Raw genomic sequence first — 14881 nt, 5'->3', positions numbered from 1 at the left:
GTTACTGCTTGAACGGGACTCACTACCTGCTTACTTATGAGATTGTATGTAATTCACTACTTCTCCTACCGAAGTAATCTTCTCTGCGTCTTCATCAGAGATTTCCATATCAAACTCATCTTCCAATTCCATGACCAATTCCACAACATCGAGGGAATCAGCGCCAAGATCATCTTTAAAAGATGCTTCCAGTGTTACTTCCGCTTCATCTACGCCAAGGCGTTCAACGATGATGCGCTTCACTCGCTCAAACACTTCTGCTGACATCCGGTTCACCTCCTCCTTGGTATTATACGAAAAAACATTTTAAATTACCATATCAAAACCTCTTACAAAATAATGCTTAAAGTCCATGGATTCATAGACTGAAAAGCCCTACATATACATGCCGCCATCGACGTGAATCGTCTGGCCGGTCATGTACTCGGCATCCTCCGAAGCGAGGAAACGGACCGCCTTGGCGATATGCGCCGGCTGGCCGAGCTTGCCCAACGGAATCTCGCTGAGCAGCTGCGCCTTCATATCTTCCGAGAGCACATCAGTCATTTCGGTCTCGATGAAGCCCGGCGCGACGCAGTTGACGGTAATGCCCCGGGAAGCGAGCTCGCGGGCCGACGCCTTCGTCAAGCCGATGACGCCCGCCTTGGCCGCGACGTAATTGGCTTGTCCGGGATTGCCCAGCACGCCGACGACGGACGAGATGTTGATAATGCGGCCGGAGCGCTGCTTTATCATCGGGCGCGTCACGGCTTTGATGCAGTTGAATACGCCCTTCAGGTTCGTCTCAATCACCTGATCGAACTCTTCCTCTTTCATCCGCATAATTAAATTATCTCTTGTAATGCCGGCATTATTCACCAAAATGTCAATTTTTCCGAATTGTTCCAATGCAGTCTTGACAAGCTGCTCGGCTTCCTCCGTCTTGCCGACATTGGCCTTCACCGTGACAGCCTTGCGTCCAAGAGCCGCAATCGCTGCCGCCGTCTCGGCCGCCGCCGCTTCACTGCCGGCATAATTGACGACGACATCGGCGCCGGCTTCCGCCAAATGAATGGCAATCGCCCGGCCGATACCGCGGGACGCTCCTGTGACAAGCGCAGTTTTTCCTTCCAAGCTGGACATCGGTATTCCCCTTTCGCAATAGCTTCGATTCAAGTCGTCTGTATGCTCAATCGGCTTGGACACGAGATGATGTCATCCGGCCATTGCGCATTCCTCCGATCACCGCATCGACGCGGCCATCCGATCGGTCACTCGTACGCTTCGACCGCCTCGAGACTGTTGATGGAGACGATGCGCACCGATCTGTCGATTTTTTTGATGAGACCGGACAGCACCTTGCCCGCTCCAACCTCGATGAAGGTATCCACGCCTTGATCGATCAAATACCGGACGCTGTCCTCCCAGAGGACAGGCGAAAATACCTGTTCAACCAGCAAGCCCCGAATCTTCTCGGCCTCGGTGGCCGGACGGGCGGTCACATTCGCGATGACAGGAATGCGCGCATCCTGCATCTCGATGGCCCGCAGCGCCTCGCCGAGCCGCTCGGCCGCCGGCTTCATCATCGCGGAATGGAACGGTCCGCTGACTTCGAGCGGAATGACCCGCTTCGCTCCGGCTTCCTTGCCGCGCTCGACCGCCGCTTCGATCCCTTCGCGGGATCCGGACACGACGATCTGGCCCGGACAGTTCAGATTCGCCATCTCGACCGGTGTCCCGGCGGCCGAGATATCGTCGCACAGGGCCCCCAGCCGATCGCGTTCAGCGCCGAGCACCGCCGCCATCGCCCCCAGGCCGTTCGGGACCGCCTGCTCCATGAACTGGCCGCGCTGGCGCACGATGGCAAGCGCGTCCTCGAAGCGGAGCACGCCGGCCGCCACGAGCGCCCCGTACTCGCCCAGGCTGTGTCCGGCCACATAATCGGGCCGGATATGATGACGCTCGAGCGCCTGATAGAGCGCCCAGCTCGTCGCCAGCAGCGCCGGCTGCGTGTTCGACGTCTGCTTCAAGTCGCTCTCCGGACCGTGGAATATCATCTCGGTCAACGGGAATCCCAAAACCCGATCGGCGGTCTCGAACACTTCCCGCGCCGCCGGCACGGCATCATACACGTCCTTGCCCATGCCGACCTCTTGCGAGCCTTGTCCAGGAAAGACAAATGCCAATTTGCCCATAGGGCACACTCCTTCCAATGACTGATATCTATAATGTATTACGTCACGGCGCCGTGATTCGCGATATTCGCGATATTTCGGTGCGATCGCGCCCGATTACCACTGAATAACCGAGGCCGACCACGTCAGGCCTCCGCCGAAGCCGACGAGAAGAAGCGTGTCGCCTTCCTTCACGCGGCCTTCCTCCACCGCTTCCGCCAAGGCAAGCGGTATCGACGCCGCCGACGTGTTCGCATACTTCGGCAGATTGATGACGCACTTTTCCTCCGGCAAATTCAGGCGCTCGATCGCGGCATGAATAATCCGGGTATTCGCTTGATGCGGGATGAGCAGATCGATGTCTTCTTTGGTCTTGCCCGCTTTTTTGAGCGCTTCATCGGCGGCATTGCCCATGACGCGCACCGCGAACTTGAATACTTCCCTGCCGTTCATATAAATATAATGGAGTTTGTCGTCCACCGTCTGATGCGATGCCGGGTGGCGAGAGCCTCCGCCTTCCAGCTTCAGCAGCTCCTTGCCGCTGCCGTCCGCTCCCAGCTCGAATGACCGGAAGCCGCGGCCTTCCGCCACCGGACCGAGCACGGCGGCACCGGCGCCGTCACCGAACAGGATGCAGGTATTCCGGTCCGTATAATCCGTAATCCGCGACAGGCATTCCGCCCCGACGACGAGCGCATATTGATAAGTTCCCATCGCGATGAAGTTGCTCGCATTCGCCAGCCCGTAAATGAAGCCGGCACAGGCCGCCGACAGGTCGAACGCCGCGGCGCGCTTGGCGCCGAGCCGCTCCTGAAGCAGACAGGCCGTGGACGGGAAAGCCATATCCGGCGTTATCGTCGTGACGACGATGAGATCGAGCTGCTCCGCCGTGATGCCGGCCGCCTTGAGCGCCTCTTGGGCGGCATGATAGGCCAAATCCGACGTCGCTTCATGCTCGGCCGCAATCCGCCGCTCTTTAATCCCGGTCCGGGTTACAATCCATTCGTCGCTTGTATCGACCATCTTTTCCAAGTCTTCATTGGTCAATACTCGTTCGGGCACGTATTTCCCCGTACCGATAATGCCTACCGAACGCAAATTCATTATTGCACCACTCACTTCCCGCTTGTATTCCCTCCGATTTCCGTTGCAATCGTATGGATAAGATCATGCTGCAGCGCCGTGCGCGCCTGGCGGACCGCATTCTCGATCGCCCGCGCGTCCGAAGAACCGTGGGCTTTCAGCACCAGCCCGTTCAGCCCGAGCAGCGGGGCCCCGCCGTGTTCCTTGTAATCCATCATTTTCTTCAGACGCTTCAAGCCCGGCATCAGCACCGCGGCTGCCAGCTTCGTATACCAGGAACGGGTGAATTCCTGCTTCAGCACGCTGAACAAGGAGCCGGCCGTGCCTTCCAGCGACTTGAGAAGCACATTGCCCACGAATCCGTCGCATACGAGCACGTCGCAGCTGCCTTCCAGCACATCGCGCGCCTCTACATTGCCGACGAAATGAATTGGCAGCTCTTCCAGCATCGGATAGACCTGCTTCGTCAGATCGTTGCCCTTCATCGCTTCCGTGCCGACGTTGAGCAGCCCGACGCGCGGCTTCGGAATGCCGTGCACCTTCTCCCGGTAAATGCTGCCCATCAGCGCATACTGCACGAGATGCTCCGGCTTCGCATCCATGTTCGCCCCCAGATCGAGCGCCAGCACGCCGCGCCCGTCCATCGTCGGAATCATCGGCGACAGCGCCGGCCGCTCGACGCCGGGCATCCGGCCGACGACCAGCAGGCCCGTCGTCATGAGCGCGCCGGTGTTCCCGGCCGAGATCATGCAGTCCGCTTCCCCTTCCCGCACCATTCGTCCGGCGACAACCATCGAAGCGTCCTTCTTGCGTCTGACCGCCTTGACGGGCTCGTCATCCGCTTCGATCGTGCTCGCCGCATGAACGATGCGGACATTCGCGGGGCGGGATGCCAGCATCGGCTCCAGCCTCGCCTCGTCCCCCACCAGCAGCAGCTCGATATCAGACCAGGCTTGCGCCGCGGCCAGAACCCCTTGCACATTGCATTCCGGGGCGTGGTCTCCGCCCATGGCGTCAATGGCGATTCTCATGCTCGTCTCCTCCTTCGGTGCCGTTCATCGCGCCTGAACGGAATATGATAAAGTTTCCCTGGAACACCAGTTCCTCGCCCACATAGCTGAATACTTCCACCTTCGCCTTGCTCCGAGCCCCCGAGCCGGATCGGACATACGCCTTGGCGATGCATTTCTCCCCGAGGCGGACCGGCCGGATGAAGCGGATGTCCGCCGTGGCCGTCAGCGCGATCTCATCGTTGATGACGGCCACGGCGAGCGAGTTCGCCTGCGCGAACAAATGATGTCCCCGCGCGATATGCGTACGCGAGAAGACATGCTCCTCGCGGATCTCGAAATACGAGATGCCGCTTTGATCCAGCTGCAGATCGACAATATCTCCGACCACTTCATGCAGCGGCAGCGACCGCACCTGATCGTAGGTCTGCTCCGCCATCATCTTCAGACGCTCCCTGAGTTCAGGGATGGCCAGCTCCATCCGGTCGAGGCGAATGGTCTGGATACTGACCTTCAGCATGCGGGTCAGTTCCTGATCGGTTACAAACGGATTTTCCTCTATGATTTTCGCCAGCTGTTGTTGGCGCTGTCGCTTCGGCAAACGTTGGATGACCCCGCACCACCTTCTTGTCCCGTTGTCCGGATCGTCACATCGATTTCGGAGCCTCGGAATATAATCGGAATAATTACTATATCTCTTCTTCATAAATGAAGAGGCCATTAATAGGAGCCATTAGAACCTGGTACTAATCCAGTATATATAAAATCGCCGTCAAAGAAAAGCGGAAGTTATGAAATCCGCCGGGATTTATAAAAAAACAGCGCCCCGCCGTTGGCGAAGCACTGCTTTTTTTATGAGGCATTATTGTTTGATGATCTCTCTTGCTTTGTATGTTCCGCACACTTTGCATACATGGTGAGCCAATTTCAACTCTCCGCATTGTGCGCACTTCACCATGCCAGGCACAGACAATTTAAAGTGCGTACGGCGCTTGTCACGACGAGTCTTCGACGTTCTTCTTTGAGGTACTGCCATGTTCTACACCTCCTTACCCAAGTTACGTGCTCTTCCAGGGCTGTCCAGCAAGGGCGTCCAGCGCTCTTCCCGGGCAGAATACTTCTACTGTCGCTATTTATTTCTTGAAGAAATCTTGTAACCCCGCCAGTCTCGGGTCAATGCGCTCGTTCGAACAGCCGCAGGACTGCTCGTTGCGGTTCGTGCCGCAGGTCGGGCACAATCCCTTGCACGCTTCGCCGCACAGCGGCGCGAACGGCAAGGCCAGCAGAAGCGCTACTTCGACATAAGGCTGCAGGTCGATAAGGTCTTCCGTCACCGCAATGACGTCGTCCTCCTCTTCCTCCGGGGAAAGATCAGTAGAGTCTGTCAGCTTGAATTGCTCATCGAACGGAATGACGTATGTCTCGGTAAACGACGTCAAACAACGCGAACATACCAATTCCAACCGCGCGGTCAGCTGGCCATGTACGCCAATCTGCCCTTCGCCTTCCGCCCGGGCCGTCAAATCCACGGTCACCGGGTCGGGGATGGAAATATCTTTGCGATCCCGAACCACACCGTTAGCGGAAAATGCCGATTGAATGCGTGTATCCTGTCCTTTTACGGCAATGTCCCGAAAATGAATGTTCATAACATCACTCCAAACAAACAAAATTAATTATAGCGATTAACGTCATGCTTTGTCAACCAAATTCGTTTGACAGATTGCCGGGACATCCTCTGCCTCTCCGCCGAAAATTCGCCGATCATTCCCGGTTCATGGTATGATCGGATGGGAAATTCAGGAGCGCCGCGGCGGGTATGTCATCCGTCCGGACGGGCGCCTGTGCCGTTTCTGTCCATGAATCACCATCTTACCTTATTCTGTGATCGAAAGGAAGAGTGATATGAAAACGGTCGGAATCGTTGTTGAATATAACCCGCTTCATAACGGGCATCTGTATCATTTGGAGCAATCGAAGCTGGCGGCCGGGGCGGACGCGGCCGTCGCGGTCATGAGCGGGCATTTCCTGCAGCGGGGCGAGCCGGCCCTGGCCGACAAATGGGCCCGCACGGAAATGGCGCTGGCCGCCGGCGTCGATCTCGTGCTGGAGCTGCCGGTCGCGTACGCCGTCCAGCCGGCCGAATGGTTCGCCTACGGCGCGGTAGCGACGCTGCAGGCGACCGGCGTCGTCGACGCGCTGTGCTTCGGCAGCGAGTCCGGCGACCTGAAGCGGCTGCGCGGGGCAGCCAAGGCGCTGGCCCGCGAGCCGGACGGATTCGCCGGACGGCTGCGCGCCGAGCTGAAGGCCGGACGCAGCTATCCGGCCGCCTACGCGGCCGCGGCCGGGCCGGTGCTGGACGGCGGCGAAGCGGACGCCGGCAGCCAAGCGGAATCCGGCGGGACGGCGCATTGGCTGACGCAGCCGAACAATTCGCTCGGGCTGCATTATTTGCTGGCGATGCGGCGGCTGAACAGCGACATAAAGCCGCTGACGATTCCCCGCCGCGAAGCCGGCTACCACGATGCGGAGGCGCCGGAAGGCACGATCGCCAGCGCCACCGCCGTCCGGCGCCTCTGGTCCGGCTCCGGTGATCTGGCTGCGGCGGCCCGCTATGTGCCGGAGAGCACGCTTCGCATCCTGGAGCGCGAGCACGCTTCCGGCAGGGCTCCGCTGGATTGGGAAGCGTTCCGCCGCGAGCTGTTCTACCGCCTCTACCTCCTCCCGCCGGAGGATCTGGCGCGGTATCTGGAGGTGACCGAGGGGCTGGAGCACCGCATCAAGCAAGCCCTGCAGACGCTGGAGGAGCCCGGGGTCGAGCCGCTGATCGCCAAGCTGAAGACCAAGCGCTATACCCGGACCAAATTGATGCGGACCTTGGCCCATATCTTGCTGCATCACGATAAATTCCATTTCGGGCCGGACGCCCTCGGAGCGGGTCCCGCGTACGTGCGGGTGCTCGGCTTTACCGAGCGCGGACGCCATCTGTTGAAGCGGATGAAGCGCTGCGCGGAGCTTCCCGTCGTCCTCAACATGACGCGCGACAACAGCCGTTTGGGCGGCCGCGCCGGCCTGGAAGCGGACGCCCGCGCCACCGCCGTCTATGCCAACGCGTTCCGCGGCTGGGAAGCGAGAGCCGCCTTTCGTGACTATTATGAGCCGCCCCGCCGGTTCTAATCCCCATAACGGCGACAACGGCTGGCATGCGCCAACCGTTGTCCGCCCGGAATCGGGTTCTCCACCCAATATGATGCTGCGAAATGATGCTACGAAGCCGGCTGGAACCGCTTCACGGCATCCAACGCATCCTGCAGCGTCTCGACCTTCACCAGCTTCATCTTCGTGTTCATCTTGTCCATCTTCGCCTTCGCTTCCTCGTAGTTGCCGGAAGGGACCAGGAACAAGACCGCCCCTTCGCGGTCTGCGGCCACGACCTTGTGCTTCACGCCTCCGATCGGGCCCACCTTCCCGGACGGATCAATCGTGCCGGTGCCCGCGATCCGGTAGCCCTTCGTCAGATCCCCCGGCGTCAGGCGGTTGATAAGCTCCAGCGTGAACATTAAGCCCGCCGAAGGCCCGCCGATGTCGGATTCGTGGAAGGTGACGTTATGTTTGTTATCCGTGGGCACGACCTTCTTTTTCTCCCCATAAGCCAGACCGAACCCAATCCGCTTCTTGCCGCTGCCGGTCTGATCGGGCAGCTCGACAAGCTTCGCCTTAACCTCCACAAGCTTGCCTTCCCGCTCGACGACCGCCCGAATCGTGTCCCCGGCGGCCCGCCCTTTTAAGGAAGCCTGCAGATCGTCAAAGCCGTTCACCTTCTGCCCTTCCACTTCCATAATCCGGTCGTTCGTGATGAATTCATTATCCGCCAGCTGCTTATTGTTAAATAGAACATAAATGCCTTCGGACTCGATCTCGTACGGAATGCCTACCTGATTGTAGGCGGCCAATATCGCGGCCATCTGCGAGTTGCTCATATTGAATAGCTGTTCATTGATATATTCCTGCTCGGTTCGCCCTTGCAGCGCATCTTCCTTCTTGCCGAATTCGGCATTCGGATCGAAGGCCCGCCACGCGATCAGCGCCAGATTGGCATAGGTTCTTCTCACCGTGGTCAGAAGGAACATGCCTTCCTCCGTCTCGTCTCCGCCCTCCACATTGATGAACGGCTTTACTTCCTCTGCGCTGCCTGGCGTATAAATGACATACGGCGTCGGCATATATACAACCACATAGAACAACACGATGGCCGCGAAGATCCACTTCCAAGTTCGCAAGCGGGGAGAATTCGGCTGCCGCCCGTACGATCTGAACTCCTTTTCCATTCTCCTACCTCCCTATGCCCTCGGATCGCCCTGCGATATTTGGTCTAAAGCCCGTCCCTGTTACGTACACATGAGATCGTAATGCGCTTGGCTTGAGGCCTGGCTTCTTCATTTACGGCCAAAGGGGTGACCGCCATGTTCTCGTCTCGCACATCGCCCGCTTCCCAGCGGCTGTCCACGCTCATCATGGGGGGCTCTGCGGTACTGTTGGTGCTGTGCATCATCGCTTATCCGGACAAATCATTTCAAGCCTCTTTGCAGGGGCTTAAGGTATGGTGGACCATTATATTCCCTGCCCTGCTGCCGTTCCTCATTCTGTCCGAAATGTTGAAGGCCTACGGCTGGGTCCATGGCATCGGCGTACTGCTGGATCCGTTCATGCGGACGCTGTTCCGCCTGCCCGGAATCGGCGGCTGGGCCTGGTCCGTCGGTTGGACGGCCGGGTATCCCGCCGGAGCCGAAGCCGTCGTCCGCCTGCGGAAAGACAATGAATTGTCCCGCCTCGAAGCGGAGCGGCTGCTCGGCCTGACCCATGCGGCCAGCCCGATTTTTATGATCGCCGTCGTCGGGGTCGGCTTCCTGCAGCAGGCCGAATTGGGGCTGGTTCTCGCTGCCGTCCATTGGATTTCTTCCCTTTTGATGATGCTTATTCTACGTTGGGCGGCAGCTTTTCATCCGGCTTCCGCTCCCGTTCCGGTGCGCAGAACCGCGTCCGCCGCCCCGCAGCCGCTCTGGAAACGGATGCTGCAGGCGATGGAGCAGGCCCATCGCCGGGACGGACGCGCGTTCGGCCGGCTGCTCGGCGATGCCGTCACTTCATCCGTCCAGACGCTCATGATGATCGGCGGCTACATCATGATGTTCTCGGTCATTGTCCAGGTGCTGCGGCTTGCTGTCCCGCAGGAATTCGGCGCTTATCTGCTGAACGGCCTGTTCGAGGTGAATCTTGGCGCATATTCGCTTGGCTCGGCCTCCTTCCGCTCCCCGCTGGTCCAGACCGCCCTGATCGGAGCCGTCATTGCATGGAGCGGAATCAGCGCGCATCTGCAGGTCCATAGCTTGACCCGTGGAACCGATTTGCGGTATAGCCGCTTTTTGCTGATGCGGCTTCTCCATGCCGGGTCTGCCTTCCTGCTCACCTTCGTCCTGTGGCACCCGCTCCACCGCCTTTTGCGGCTTGCGCCGCCGGAGCAGGCCGCGTTCCGCCTGCTGGACGCGGGCAACGGACTCGCTCAGGAGCCGCCCTCCTGGATTCAGTCCATTGCCGGGCTCGCTTCGGCGCCGGGATGGCTGCAATCGTTGACGCTTGTCCCGGTTCTATGTATCCTCCTGCTCATCGGCATGGCGATTTCGCTCTTGATTGGACGGTGGGCGCGCATTTGAGCGTTCTCCCGGCGGTTCGCCGGTCAGCGCTTATATTTAACCCGCAGCGCCGCCTCGACCTCCGGGGCGACCAGTTCGCTGATGTCGCCGCCATAATGCGCGATTTCTTTAACGATACTGGAGCTGAGATACGAGTACTTCGGATTCGTCATCATGAAAATCGTCTCTACCCGGGGGTTGAGCTTCTGGTTCGTCGAGGCCAGCTGCAGCTCGTACTCGAAATCCGTGACGGAGCGAACGCCGCGGACAATGACATCGCCTTTTTTCGCGTCCATATAATTTACGGTCAGATCGCTGAAGCTGTCCACCTCCACATTGGGCCACGGCTTCGTCACCGTTCGCAGCAGTTCAAGCCGTTCTTCAATAGTGAAGAGCGGCTTCTTGCTTGAATTGTTCAACACGGCGACAATCAGCTTGTCGAATTGCTTCGCCGCCCGCTGGATAATATCCAGGTGCCCGAGGGTCACCGGATCGAAGCTGCCTGGATATACGGCAGTCCGTGGCCGGCAGCCATGCTCGTAATGCGTTGTCATCAATCATAAGCCTCCTTCGAAGGCGCTTGACGCCTGTTGGAACATAGGCTGGCGCCTCTTGTTCTCTGCGCTTGCAGCAGAATCGCTTCCTCAGTCTGCGGAAGCCTCCGCTTCCGCAAGGTAGATCGAGACCGCGATATCCCCATAATCCGCCTTCTTCCATAGCGAGAGCGGACCAATTCGCCCGGAATACGAATGGGATGCGTCATGTTCGACGACAATGATGGCGTCCTCGCTCAGCAAGCCGTTATCCCACATCTCCATCAGCAATTCGTCCGCATCCTTCAATCGGTACGGCGGATCAAGAAACACATAATGAAAGGAAAGATTCCGCTTGGCCAGCGCCTTGAGCGCCCGTCTCGCATCGTTCCGGTACACTTCGGCCTTGCCGGCCAACCCCGTGGCCGCCAGATTGCCGCGTACCACCTCGATCGCTTTCGCATCCTTATCGATGAAGACCGCCCATTCCGCTCCCCGGCTCAAGGCTTCAATCCCCAAGCCGCCCGTTCCGGCGAACAGATCGAGCGCGCGGCCCCCTTCGAAATAAGGGCCGATCATGCTGAACAGCGCTTCCTTCACTTTATCCGTCGTCGGCCTTGTCCCCATGCCGGGCACAGGCTTCAGCGTGCGGCCTTTGGCCGTTCCCGATATGACTCTCAGTTGTCTCACCTTCTCTTCTTTCCGCCAGCTTCCATGCGGCGATCATGCCGCATATTCGTCGTTAATCGTAACATACAATTCCCATTTTTGAAAAATGAAATCGCATCGTGCCGCTCACATCGTGCAAAAAGAAAAAAAGTTATCCGGGGAATGTATATATTTCGTCCGGCTGGCAATCCTTAAAGTATCGACATCAATGAATGTCGTAGACAACCGCGGAGAAGACTTACGTTTCCCCATAAGCTCTTCGTCCGGTTTCTCCTCTCCCATGAGGGCGTCCCGCAAGGGGCGCCCAATTTATTTTTGTATTAAACCCTTGTAGTTATGGGGCTTGCAAGGATTCCGAGAGGGGGAGGCAGGACAGAATAGGTTTGGACAAGCTAAGTCTACATGAAAATGATGCACAGGCGCAGCATTTTTAGCTTCAAGACGCTAAATTCCGAGAAAATCCTGCAAATTCAGGCTGTTGGAAAACCCCTGTTTTTTTGTGAAGGGGTGGAGATGGTCCATTTTCCTCATCCAAACTTTGGCTCTTAGAGCGTTTTAAATCGATTTTCTCTACCGGGAGAAGAGATCCATCACAAGTAAAAAGCCCCATAGACTACTCATTGGCCTGATTTTACGGGATCCAAGCGACTGCGTCGGATGCTGGGGGCATCATCGCATTATCCGGCCTGCTCGAAGCATCGTTGCCTCCCGGGGCTTGGACGTGCGGAGGAAATTGCTGCTATTTTACAGGAATTTCGGCTTAATGAGTCCCCATCCCGAGAAATTGATGCTAATCTGCATCATTTTAGGCCCTTTTGCTTCAAGCCGAAGCGAAACGGGGAAAATTCCTGTAATTTTGCAGGATTCCCTTTCTGGAATCGTCGTCCATATCGAATTGCTGTATTTCTGCAGGATTTCGCTTACCGAATCGGCGTCCCTGGAAAAATCGTGGAGTTTGCGGATTTCACCTGCCGAATCGGCGTGCCTGGAAAAATCGAGGAGTTTGCGGATTTCGACTGCCGGATGGGCGTGTCTAGGGAAATGGTGCAGTTTTCAGGATGGTGGAAATATCCATTTTCCTGCTCAAAACTTCTTTCTCAACAGCCTGAAAATTCCATCATTTCTCCATTTTGAACGCTATCTATGCCTTTCCGGAGGGGGATTGCTGTATTTTTGCAGCATTCTTCTTTTTCACAACTCGTGTCAAAGAAATTGCTGCATTCTTGCAGTATTTCAGGATTTCAATGTTTCAGTGTTGCAGTGTTGGTGAAGCAAACCGCGTCTCTCCGGAGCAATCGCTCGACCGACGGCGCCTGCTTATGATCCGGTTCCTGCGTCACGGCCTGAATCGTCAGGATGTTTCGGAGCGGTTGCGCATCGGCGCCCCCGGGCGGAGCATCACCATCCGCTCACCGCGGCAGAATGAAGAATTTGGCATGCGGTGGACGGCCCCGCGCATAAAGAACTCCCGCGACCCTAGTATTCGCGGGAGTTTGTCTTCAATCTGAAGGGATTTTTTGACCACAGGGAGATCGCTTGTCCCAAATATCGTTCGCTTCTTCCACAAGTGTTTTGCAGAACTGTATTTTATTTGGACGTTTTGGCGTATTCCGATGATTTGATACCGGCTTGACGGCCGAAAATGATAATTTCCGCGATGGAATTTCCGCCGATGCGGTTCTCGCCGTGCAGTCCTCCGGTAACTTCGCCCGCGGCGAATAGACCGGGGATTGGTTTTCCGTTTTTGTCCAACACTTCCGTGTTCGTGTTGATTTTCACGCCGCCCATTGTGTAGTGAATGCCCGGCCCGATTCTGATCGCATAGTACGGCGCAGCGGACAGTTCGTGGTCCATTCCCGTCTTTCGGCCGAATTCGGCATCTTTCTTATTTTTCACCGCACTGTTCCAGGAGTCGAGCGTCTTTTGCAATTGATCCGCCGGTACGCCGATGTCTGCAGCCAACGCCTTGATCGTGTCCTTCGCCTTCACAAAGCCCATTTTTTCATATTGTTCAACTGCTTTGGCGCGCGATTTAACGCCGGCATCGAAAATAAGAAACGCGTTTTTCTCCGGCATTTTATTAATGGCCGCGGTCACGCTGTCACGGGCAGCCATTTCGTTGATGAACCGTTTGCCTTTGCTGCTTATGAGAATGGCGCCCTCTCCGCGCACCGCCTCACCGATGAGGTAGGAATTTTCCTGCTGCACGGTCGGATGAACCTGAATTTGATCCATATCGACCGTGGTTCCTCCCATTTTTTCGATCATGTTAATGCCGTCTCCGGTGCTTCCTGCCTGATTCGTCGTCACATAGCCCTCCAGATCCGGCCGAACCTGGGCGATAATGTCCATGTTGGCGCCAAATCCGCCAGCCGTAATGACGACGGATTTCGCTGCGATCGTTTTTTCGCCATGCTGGGTGAAGAGAACTTTAACCCCATTCGCCTTTCCGTCACGTTTCGTAATTTCTTTGACATTGGCATTGACAAAGATCGGAATGCCCTGTTCTTGTACCTTTTTCAGCAAGCCGGTCACGAGGTATTGCCCCACAGCCGAACCGTCCTTGGGACGATGGGTCCGCTTTTCGCTCATGCCGCCCGTGATCGTGAGATTGTTCAAGGTAATGCCGTTAGAATCGAGCCAATCGATGGCATCCGCTGAATGATCGACGAAAAAGCGAAGCATCTCCTTGTTATTGGTGTTATGTCCGCCTTTTAATGTTTCTTCGTAAAAGAGATCATTACGATCGGAAATGCCTTGCTCTTTTTGAAATTTCGTTTCCGAGGCGTTCATGCCCGAAGACGCTTTGCTTGTATTGCCGCCTGCAACCGGCATTTTCTCGAGAATGACCGGATTCATGCCTGCCGCTTTGGCTTCAAGCGCGGCACTCATGCCTGCGCCGCCCGCCCCGACGATCACGACATCATAGCTGTCTTTTAGCTCCTCGAACGGAGTATATTTCGCCATGGATGCACCCGACGTAGCATCTTTTTTTCCTTTATCCTTTTCTTCTTGTGCCGTATTGTTCTTGCCTGCATTCGTATCCGGTTTCGTGCTTTTGTTTCCGCACCCTGTCATAATGAGCAGGATGGAGAGGGTGAGAATCAGACCTATTTTTGTCGTTTTTGGCATCGTGGAACCTCCAATTTTGAATCTCATGGATGAAAAAAGAGTGTCAAGCCAAAGCGAACGGGGACCCAACATCCGTCTCCAATGTCAAGTCTCCGCGGTTGTTCTGGATTCATCTAAGGGAATCACATTTTAGGATGTCATGTTCCACCTGGAATATGCTTCGGCAACGCAAAAGCCCCGGGTCGCTCCCGAGGCTTTTGTTCTTTACATCGTCTTCGATTTCTGCGGATCACGTTTGGAGAAGCCAATCCTTTTCGCTCCCAAAGGTATTGGGTACACTTTCCTTTCCTCTGTGAGCACCTTGTTTTTATTTATGTGAAGCAAGTCTTTTAGGCGTCTTTTGTTTTTCTCCATGCCTCGTTCCGCTTGTTCGGTATTCAGGCTTTCGGCCGGCTGCAAACGTATCAACACAATGTCAAGAGTAAGGAACAGAGCGCCCGCCATCAAGCCGATAAACCACCATGCCACAGCCAGCTCCCACTGAAAGGAACCGGTGACTGCTACGAGCTCCGTCCCGGCATAATACCCCATAAAGATGCCGCCCGCAACCATCCCCAAAGCAAATGATCTCCGTACCCACTTCATTGATGTGTCCACCCCTAAAGTATTCG

At 56.6% G+C, this 14881-nt stretch carries 16 protein-coding genes; 3 read left to right on the top strand and 13 right to left on the bottom strand.

Annotation, left to right across the window (positions count from 1 at the left end; genetic code table 11):
* Window positions 1–30 precede the first annotated feature (30 nt).
* The 8 genes from acpP to L6439_RS09685 all read right to left on the bottom strand — a co-directional run bounded on the left by acpP (window position 31) and on the right by L6439_RS09685 (window position 5895).
* Window positions 31–267: an acyl carrier protein gene (gene acpP / locus L6439_RS09720; protein WP_006676625.1), complete on the bottom strand. Its 237-nt coding sequence runs from the start codon at window positions 265–267 to the stop codon at window positions 31–33.
* A 108-nt stretch (window positions 268–375) separates the two neighbouring features.
* On the bottom strand, window positions 376–1122 hold the full coding sequence (fabG, locus tag L6439_RS09715) for a 3-oxoacyl-[acyl-carrier-protein] reductase (protein WP_213470277.1): 747 nt from the start codon (window positions 1120–1122) through the stop codon (window positions 376–378).
* Window positions 1123–1250: 128 nt separating this feature from the next.
* On the bottom strand, window positions 1251–2174 hold the full coding sequence (gene fabD, locus L6439_RS09710; RefSeq protein ID WP_168182728.1) for an ACP S-malonyltransferase: 924 nt from the start codon (window positions 2172–2174) through the stop codon (window positions 1251–1253).
* Window positions 2175–2270: 96 nt separating this feature from the next.
* On the bottom strand, window positions 2271–3257 hold the full coding sequence (locus L6439_RS09705; protein ID WP_168182727.1) for a beta-ketoacyl-ACP synthase III: 987 nt from the start codon (window positions 3255–3257) through the stop codon (window positions 2271–2273).
* Between the two features lie 11 nt (window positions 3258–3268).
* Window positions 3269–4267 carry a phosphate acyltransferase PlsX gene (gene plsX, locus L6439_RS09700; protein WP_168182726.1) on the bottom strand — a complete coding sequence of 333 codons (999 nt, stop codon included), beginning with the start codon at window positions 4265–4267 and terminating at the stop codon, window positions 3269–3271.
* Complete coding sequence (gene fapR / locus L6439_RS09695) at window positions 4251–4847, bottom strand: transcription factor FapR (protein WP_168182725.1); 597 nt, start codon at window positions 4845–4847, stop codon at window positions 4251–4253. Before fapR ends, plsX begins: the two co-directional genes overlap by 17 nt.
* A gap of 261 nt (window positions 4848–5108) precedes the next feature.
* A complete protein-coding gene (gene rpmF / locus L6439_RS09690; RefSeq protein ID WP_005551879.1) occupies window positions 5109–5282 on the bottom strand; it encodes a 50S ribosomal protein L32 in 174 nt (57 codons plus the stop codon).
* 97 nt (window positions 5283–5379) lie between these two features.
* Window positions 5380–5895: a YceD family protein gene (locus tag L6439_RS09685; protein WP_168182724.1), complete on the bottom strand. Its 516-nt coding sequence runs from the start codon at window positions 5893–5895 to the stop codon at window positions 5380–5382.
* A 256-nt stretch (window positions 5896–6151) separates the two neighbouring features.
* On the opposite strand from L6439_RS09685, the gene L6439_RS09680 reads away from it, so the two are divergent.
* Entirely contained in the window at window positions 6152–7423 is a 1272-nt protein-coding gene (locus L6439_RS09680; RefSeq protein WP_213470275.1) for a nucleotidyltransferase, read from the top strand.
* An 89-nt stretch (window positions 7424–7512) separates the two neighbouring features.
* Here L6439_RS09680 and L6439_RS09675 read toward each other — a convergent pair whose 3' ends face one another.
* Window positions 7513–8574 carry a YlbL family protein gene (locus tag L6439_RS09675; protein WP_213470273.1) on the bottom strand — a complete coding sequence of 354 codons (1062 nt, stop codon included), beginning with the start codon at window positions 8572–8574 and terminating at the stop codon, window positions 7513–7515.
* Window positions 8575–8709: 135 nt separating this feature from the next.
* On the opposite strand from L6439_RS09675, the gene L6439_RS09670 reads away from it, so the two are divergent.
* Window positions 8710–9957: a nucleoside recognition domain-containing protein gene (locus L6439_RS09670; RefSeq protein ID WP_213470271.1), complete on the top strand. Its 1248-nt coding sequence runs from the start codon at window positions 8710–8712 to the stop codon at window positions 9955–9957.
* Window positions 9958–9980: 23 nt separating this feature from the next.
* On the opposite strand, the gene coaD is transcribed toward L6439_RS09670, so the two are convergent.
* A complete protein-coding gene (coaD, locus tag L6439_RS09665) occupies window positions 9981–10490 on the bottom strand; it encodes a pantetheine-phosphate adenylyltransferase (RefSeq protein ID WP_168183097.1) in 510 nt (169 codons plus the stop codon).
* Window positions 10491–10580: 90 nt separating this feature from the next.
* Window positions 10581–11150: a 16S rRNA (guanine(966)-N(2))-methyltransferase RsmD gene (gene rsmD / locus L6439_RS09660; RefSeq protein ID WP_168183098.1), complete on the bottom strand. Its 570-nt coding sequence runs from the start codon at window positions 11148–11150 to the stop codon at window positions 10581–10583.
* Between the two features lie 645 nt (window positions 11151–11795).
* Here rsmD and L6439_RS09655 point away from each other — a divergent pair.
* On the top strand, window positions 11796–12272 hold the full coding sequence (locus tag L6439_RS09655) for a hypothetical protein (RefSeq protein ID WP_213470269.1): 477 nt from the start codon (window positions 11796–11798) through the stop codon (window positions 12270–12272).
* Between the two features lie 453 nt (window positions 12273–12725).
* On the opposite strand, the gene L6439_RS09650 is transcribed toward L6439_RS09655, so the two are convergent.
* Both L6439_RS09650 and L6439_RS09645 read right to left on the bottom strand, forming a co-directional pair.
* Window positions 12726–14270, bottom strand: a complete 1545-nt coding sequence (locus L6439_RS09650) for a flavocytochrome c (RefSeq protein WP_213470267.1) — start codon at window positions 14268–14270, stop codon at window positions 12726–12728.
* 204 nt (window positions 14271–14474) lie between these two features.
* Complete coding sequence (locus L6439_RS09645; RefSeq protein ID WP_213470265.1) at window positions 14475–14855, bottom strand: MFS transporter; 381 nt, start codon at window positions 14853–14855, stop codon at window positions 14475–14477.
* Window positions 14856–14881 lie beyond the last annotated feature (26 nt).

This window comes from Paenibacillus dendritiformis, assembly GCF_021654795.1.
Classification (GTDB): domain Bacteria; phylum Bacillota; class Bacilli; order Paenibacillales; family Paenibacillaceae; genus Paenibacillus_B.
Note: the sequence above shows the minus strand (reverse complement) of the source record. Positions and strands in the feature narration are given on the sequence as shown.

Excerpts from the sequence above, each read along its gene's own strand:
- acpP (WP_006676625.1), bottom strand. The coding sequence starts at position 267 with ATGTCAGCAGAAGTGTTTGAGCGAGTGAAGCGCATCATCGTTGAACGC.
- L6439_RS09670 (WP_213470271.1), top strand. The coding sequence starts at position 8,710 with ATGTTCTCGTCTCGCACATCGCCCGCTTCCCAGCGGCTGTCCACGCTC.
- fabD (WP_168182728.1), bottom strand. The coding sequence starts at position 2,174 with ATGGGCAAATTGGCATTTGTCTTTCCTGGACAAGGCTCGCAAGAGGTC.
- L6439_RS09650 (WP_213470267.1), bottom strand. The coding sequence starts at position 14,270 with ATGCCAAAAACGACAAAAATAGGTCTGATTCTCACCCTCTCCATCCTG.
- L6439_RS09675 (WP_213470273.1), bottom strand. The coding sequence starts at position 8,574 with ATGGAAAAGGAGTTCAGATCGTACGGGCGGCAGCCGAATTCTCCCCGC.
- L6439_RS09680 (WP_213470275.1), top strand. The coding sequence starts at position 6,152 with ATGAAAACGGTCGGAATCGTTGTTGAATATAACCCGCTTCATAACGGG.
- plsX (WP_168182726.1), bottom strand. The coding sequence starts at position 4,267 with ATGAGAATCGCCATTGACGCCATGGGCGGAGACCACGCCCCGGAATGC.
- rpmF (WP_005551879.1), bottom strand. The coding sequence starts at position 5,282 with ATGGCAGTACCTCAAAGAAGAACGTCGAAGACTCGTCGTGACAAGCGC.
- L6439_RS09705 (WP_168182727.1), bottom strand. The coding sequence starts at position 3,257 with ATGAATTTGCGTTCGGTAGGCATTATCGGTACGGGGAAATACGTGCCC.
- fabG (WP_213470277.1), bottom strand. The coding sequence starts at position 1,122 with ATGTCCAGCTTGGAAGGAAAAACTGCGCTTGTCACAGGAGCGTCCCGC.
- coaD (WP_168183097.1), bottom strand. The coding sequence starts at position 10,490 with ATGACAACGCATTACGAGCATGGCTGCCGGCCACGGACTGCCGTATAT.
- L6439_RS09645 (WP_213470265.1), bottom strand. The coding sequence starts at position 14,855 with ATGAAGTGGGTACGGAGATCATTTGCTTTGGGGATGGTTGCGGGCGGC.
- L6439_RS09655 (WP_213470269.1), top strand. The coding sequence starts at position 11,796 with ATGCTGGGGGCATCATCGCATTATCCGGCCTGCTCGAAGCATCGTTGC.
- L6439_RS09685 (WP_168182724.1), bottom strand. The coding sequence starts at position 5,895 with ATGAACATTCATTTTCGGGACATTGCCGTAAAAGGACAGGATACACGC.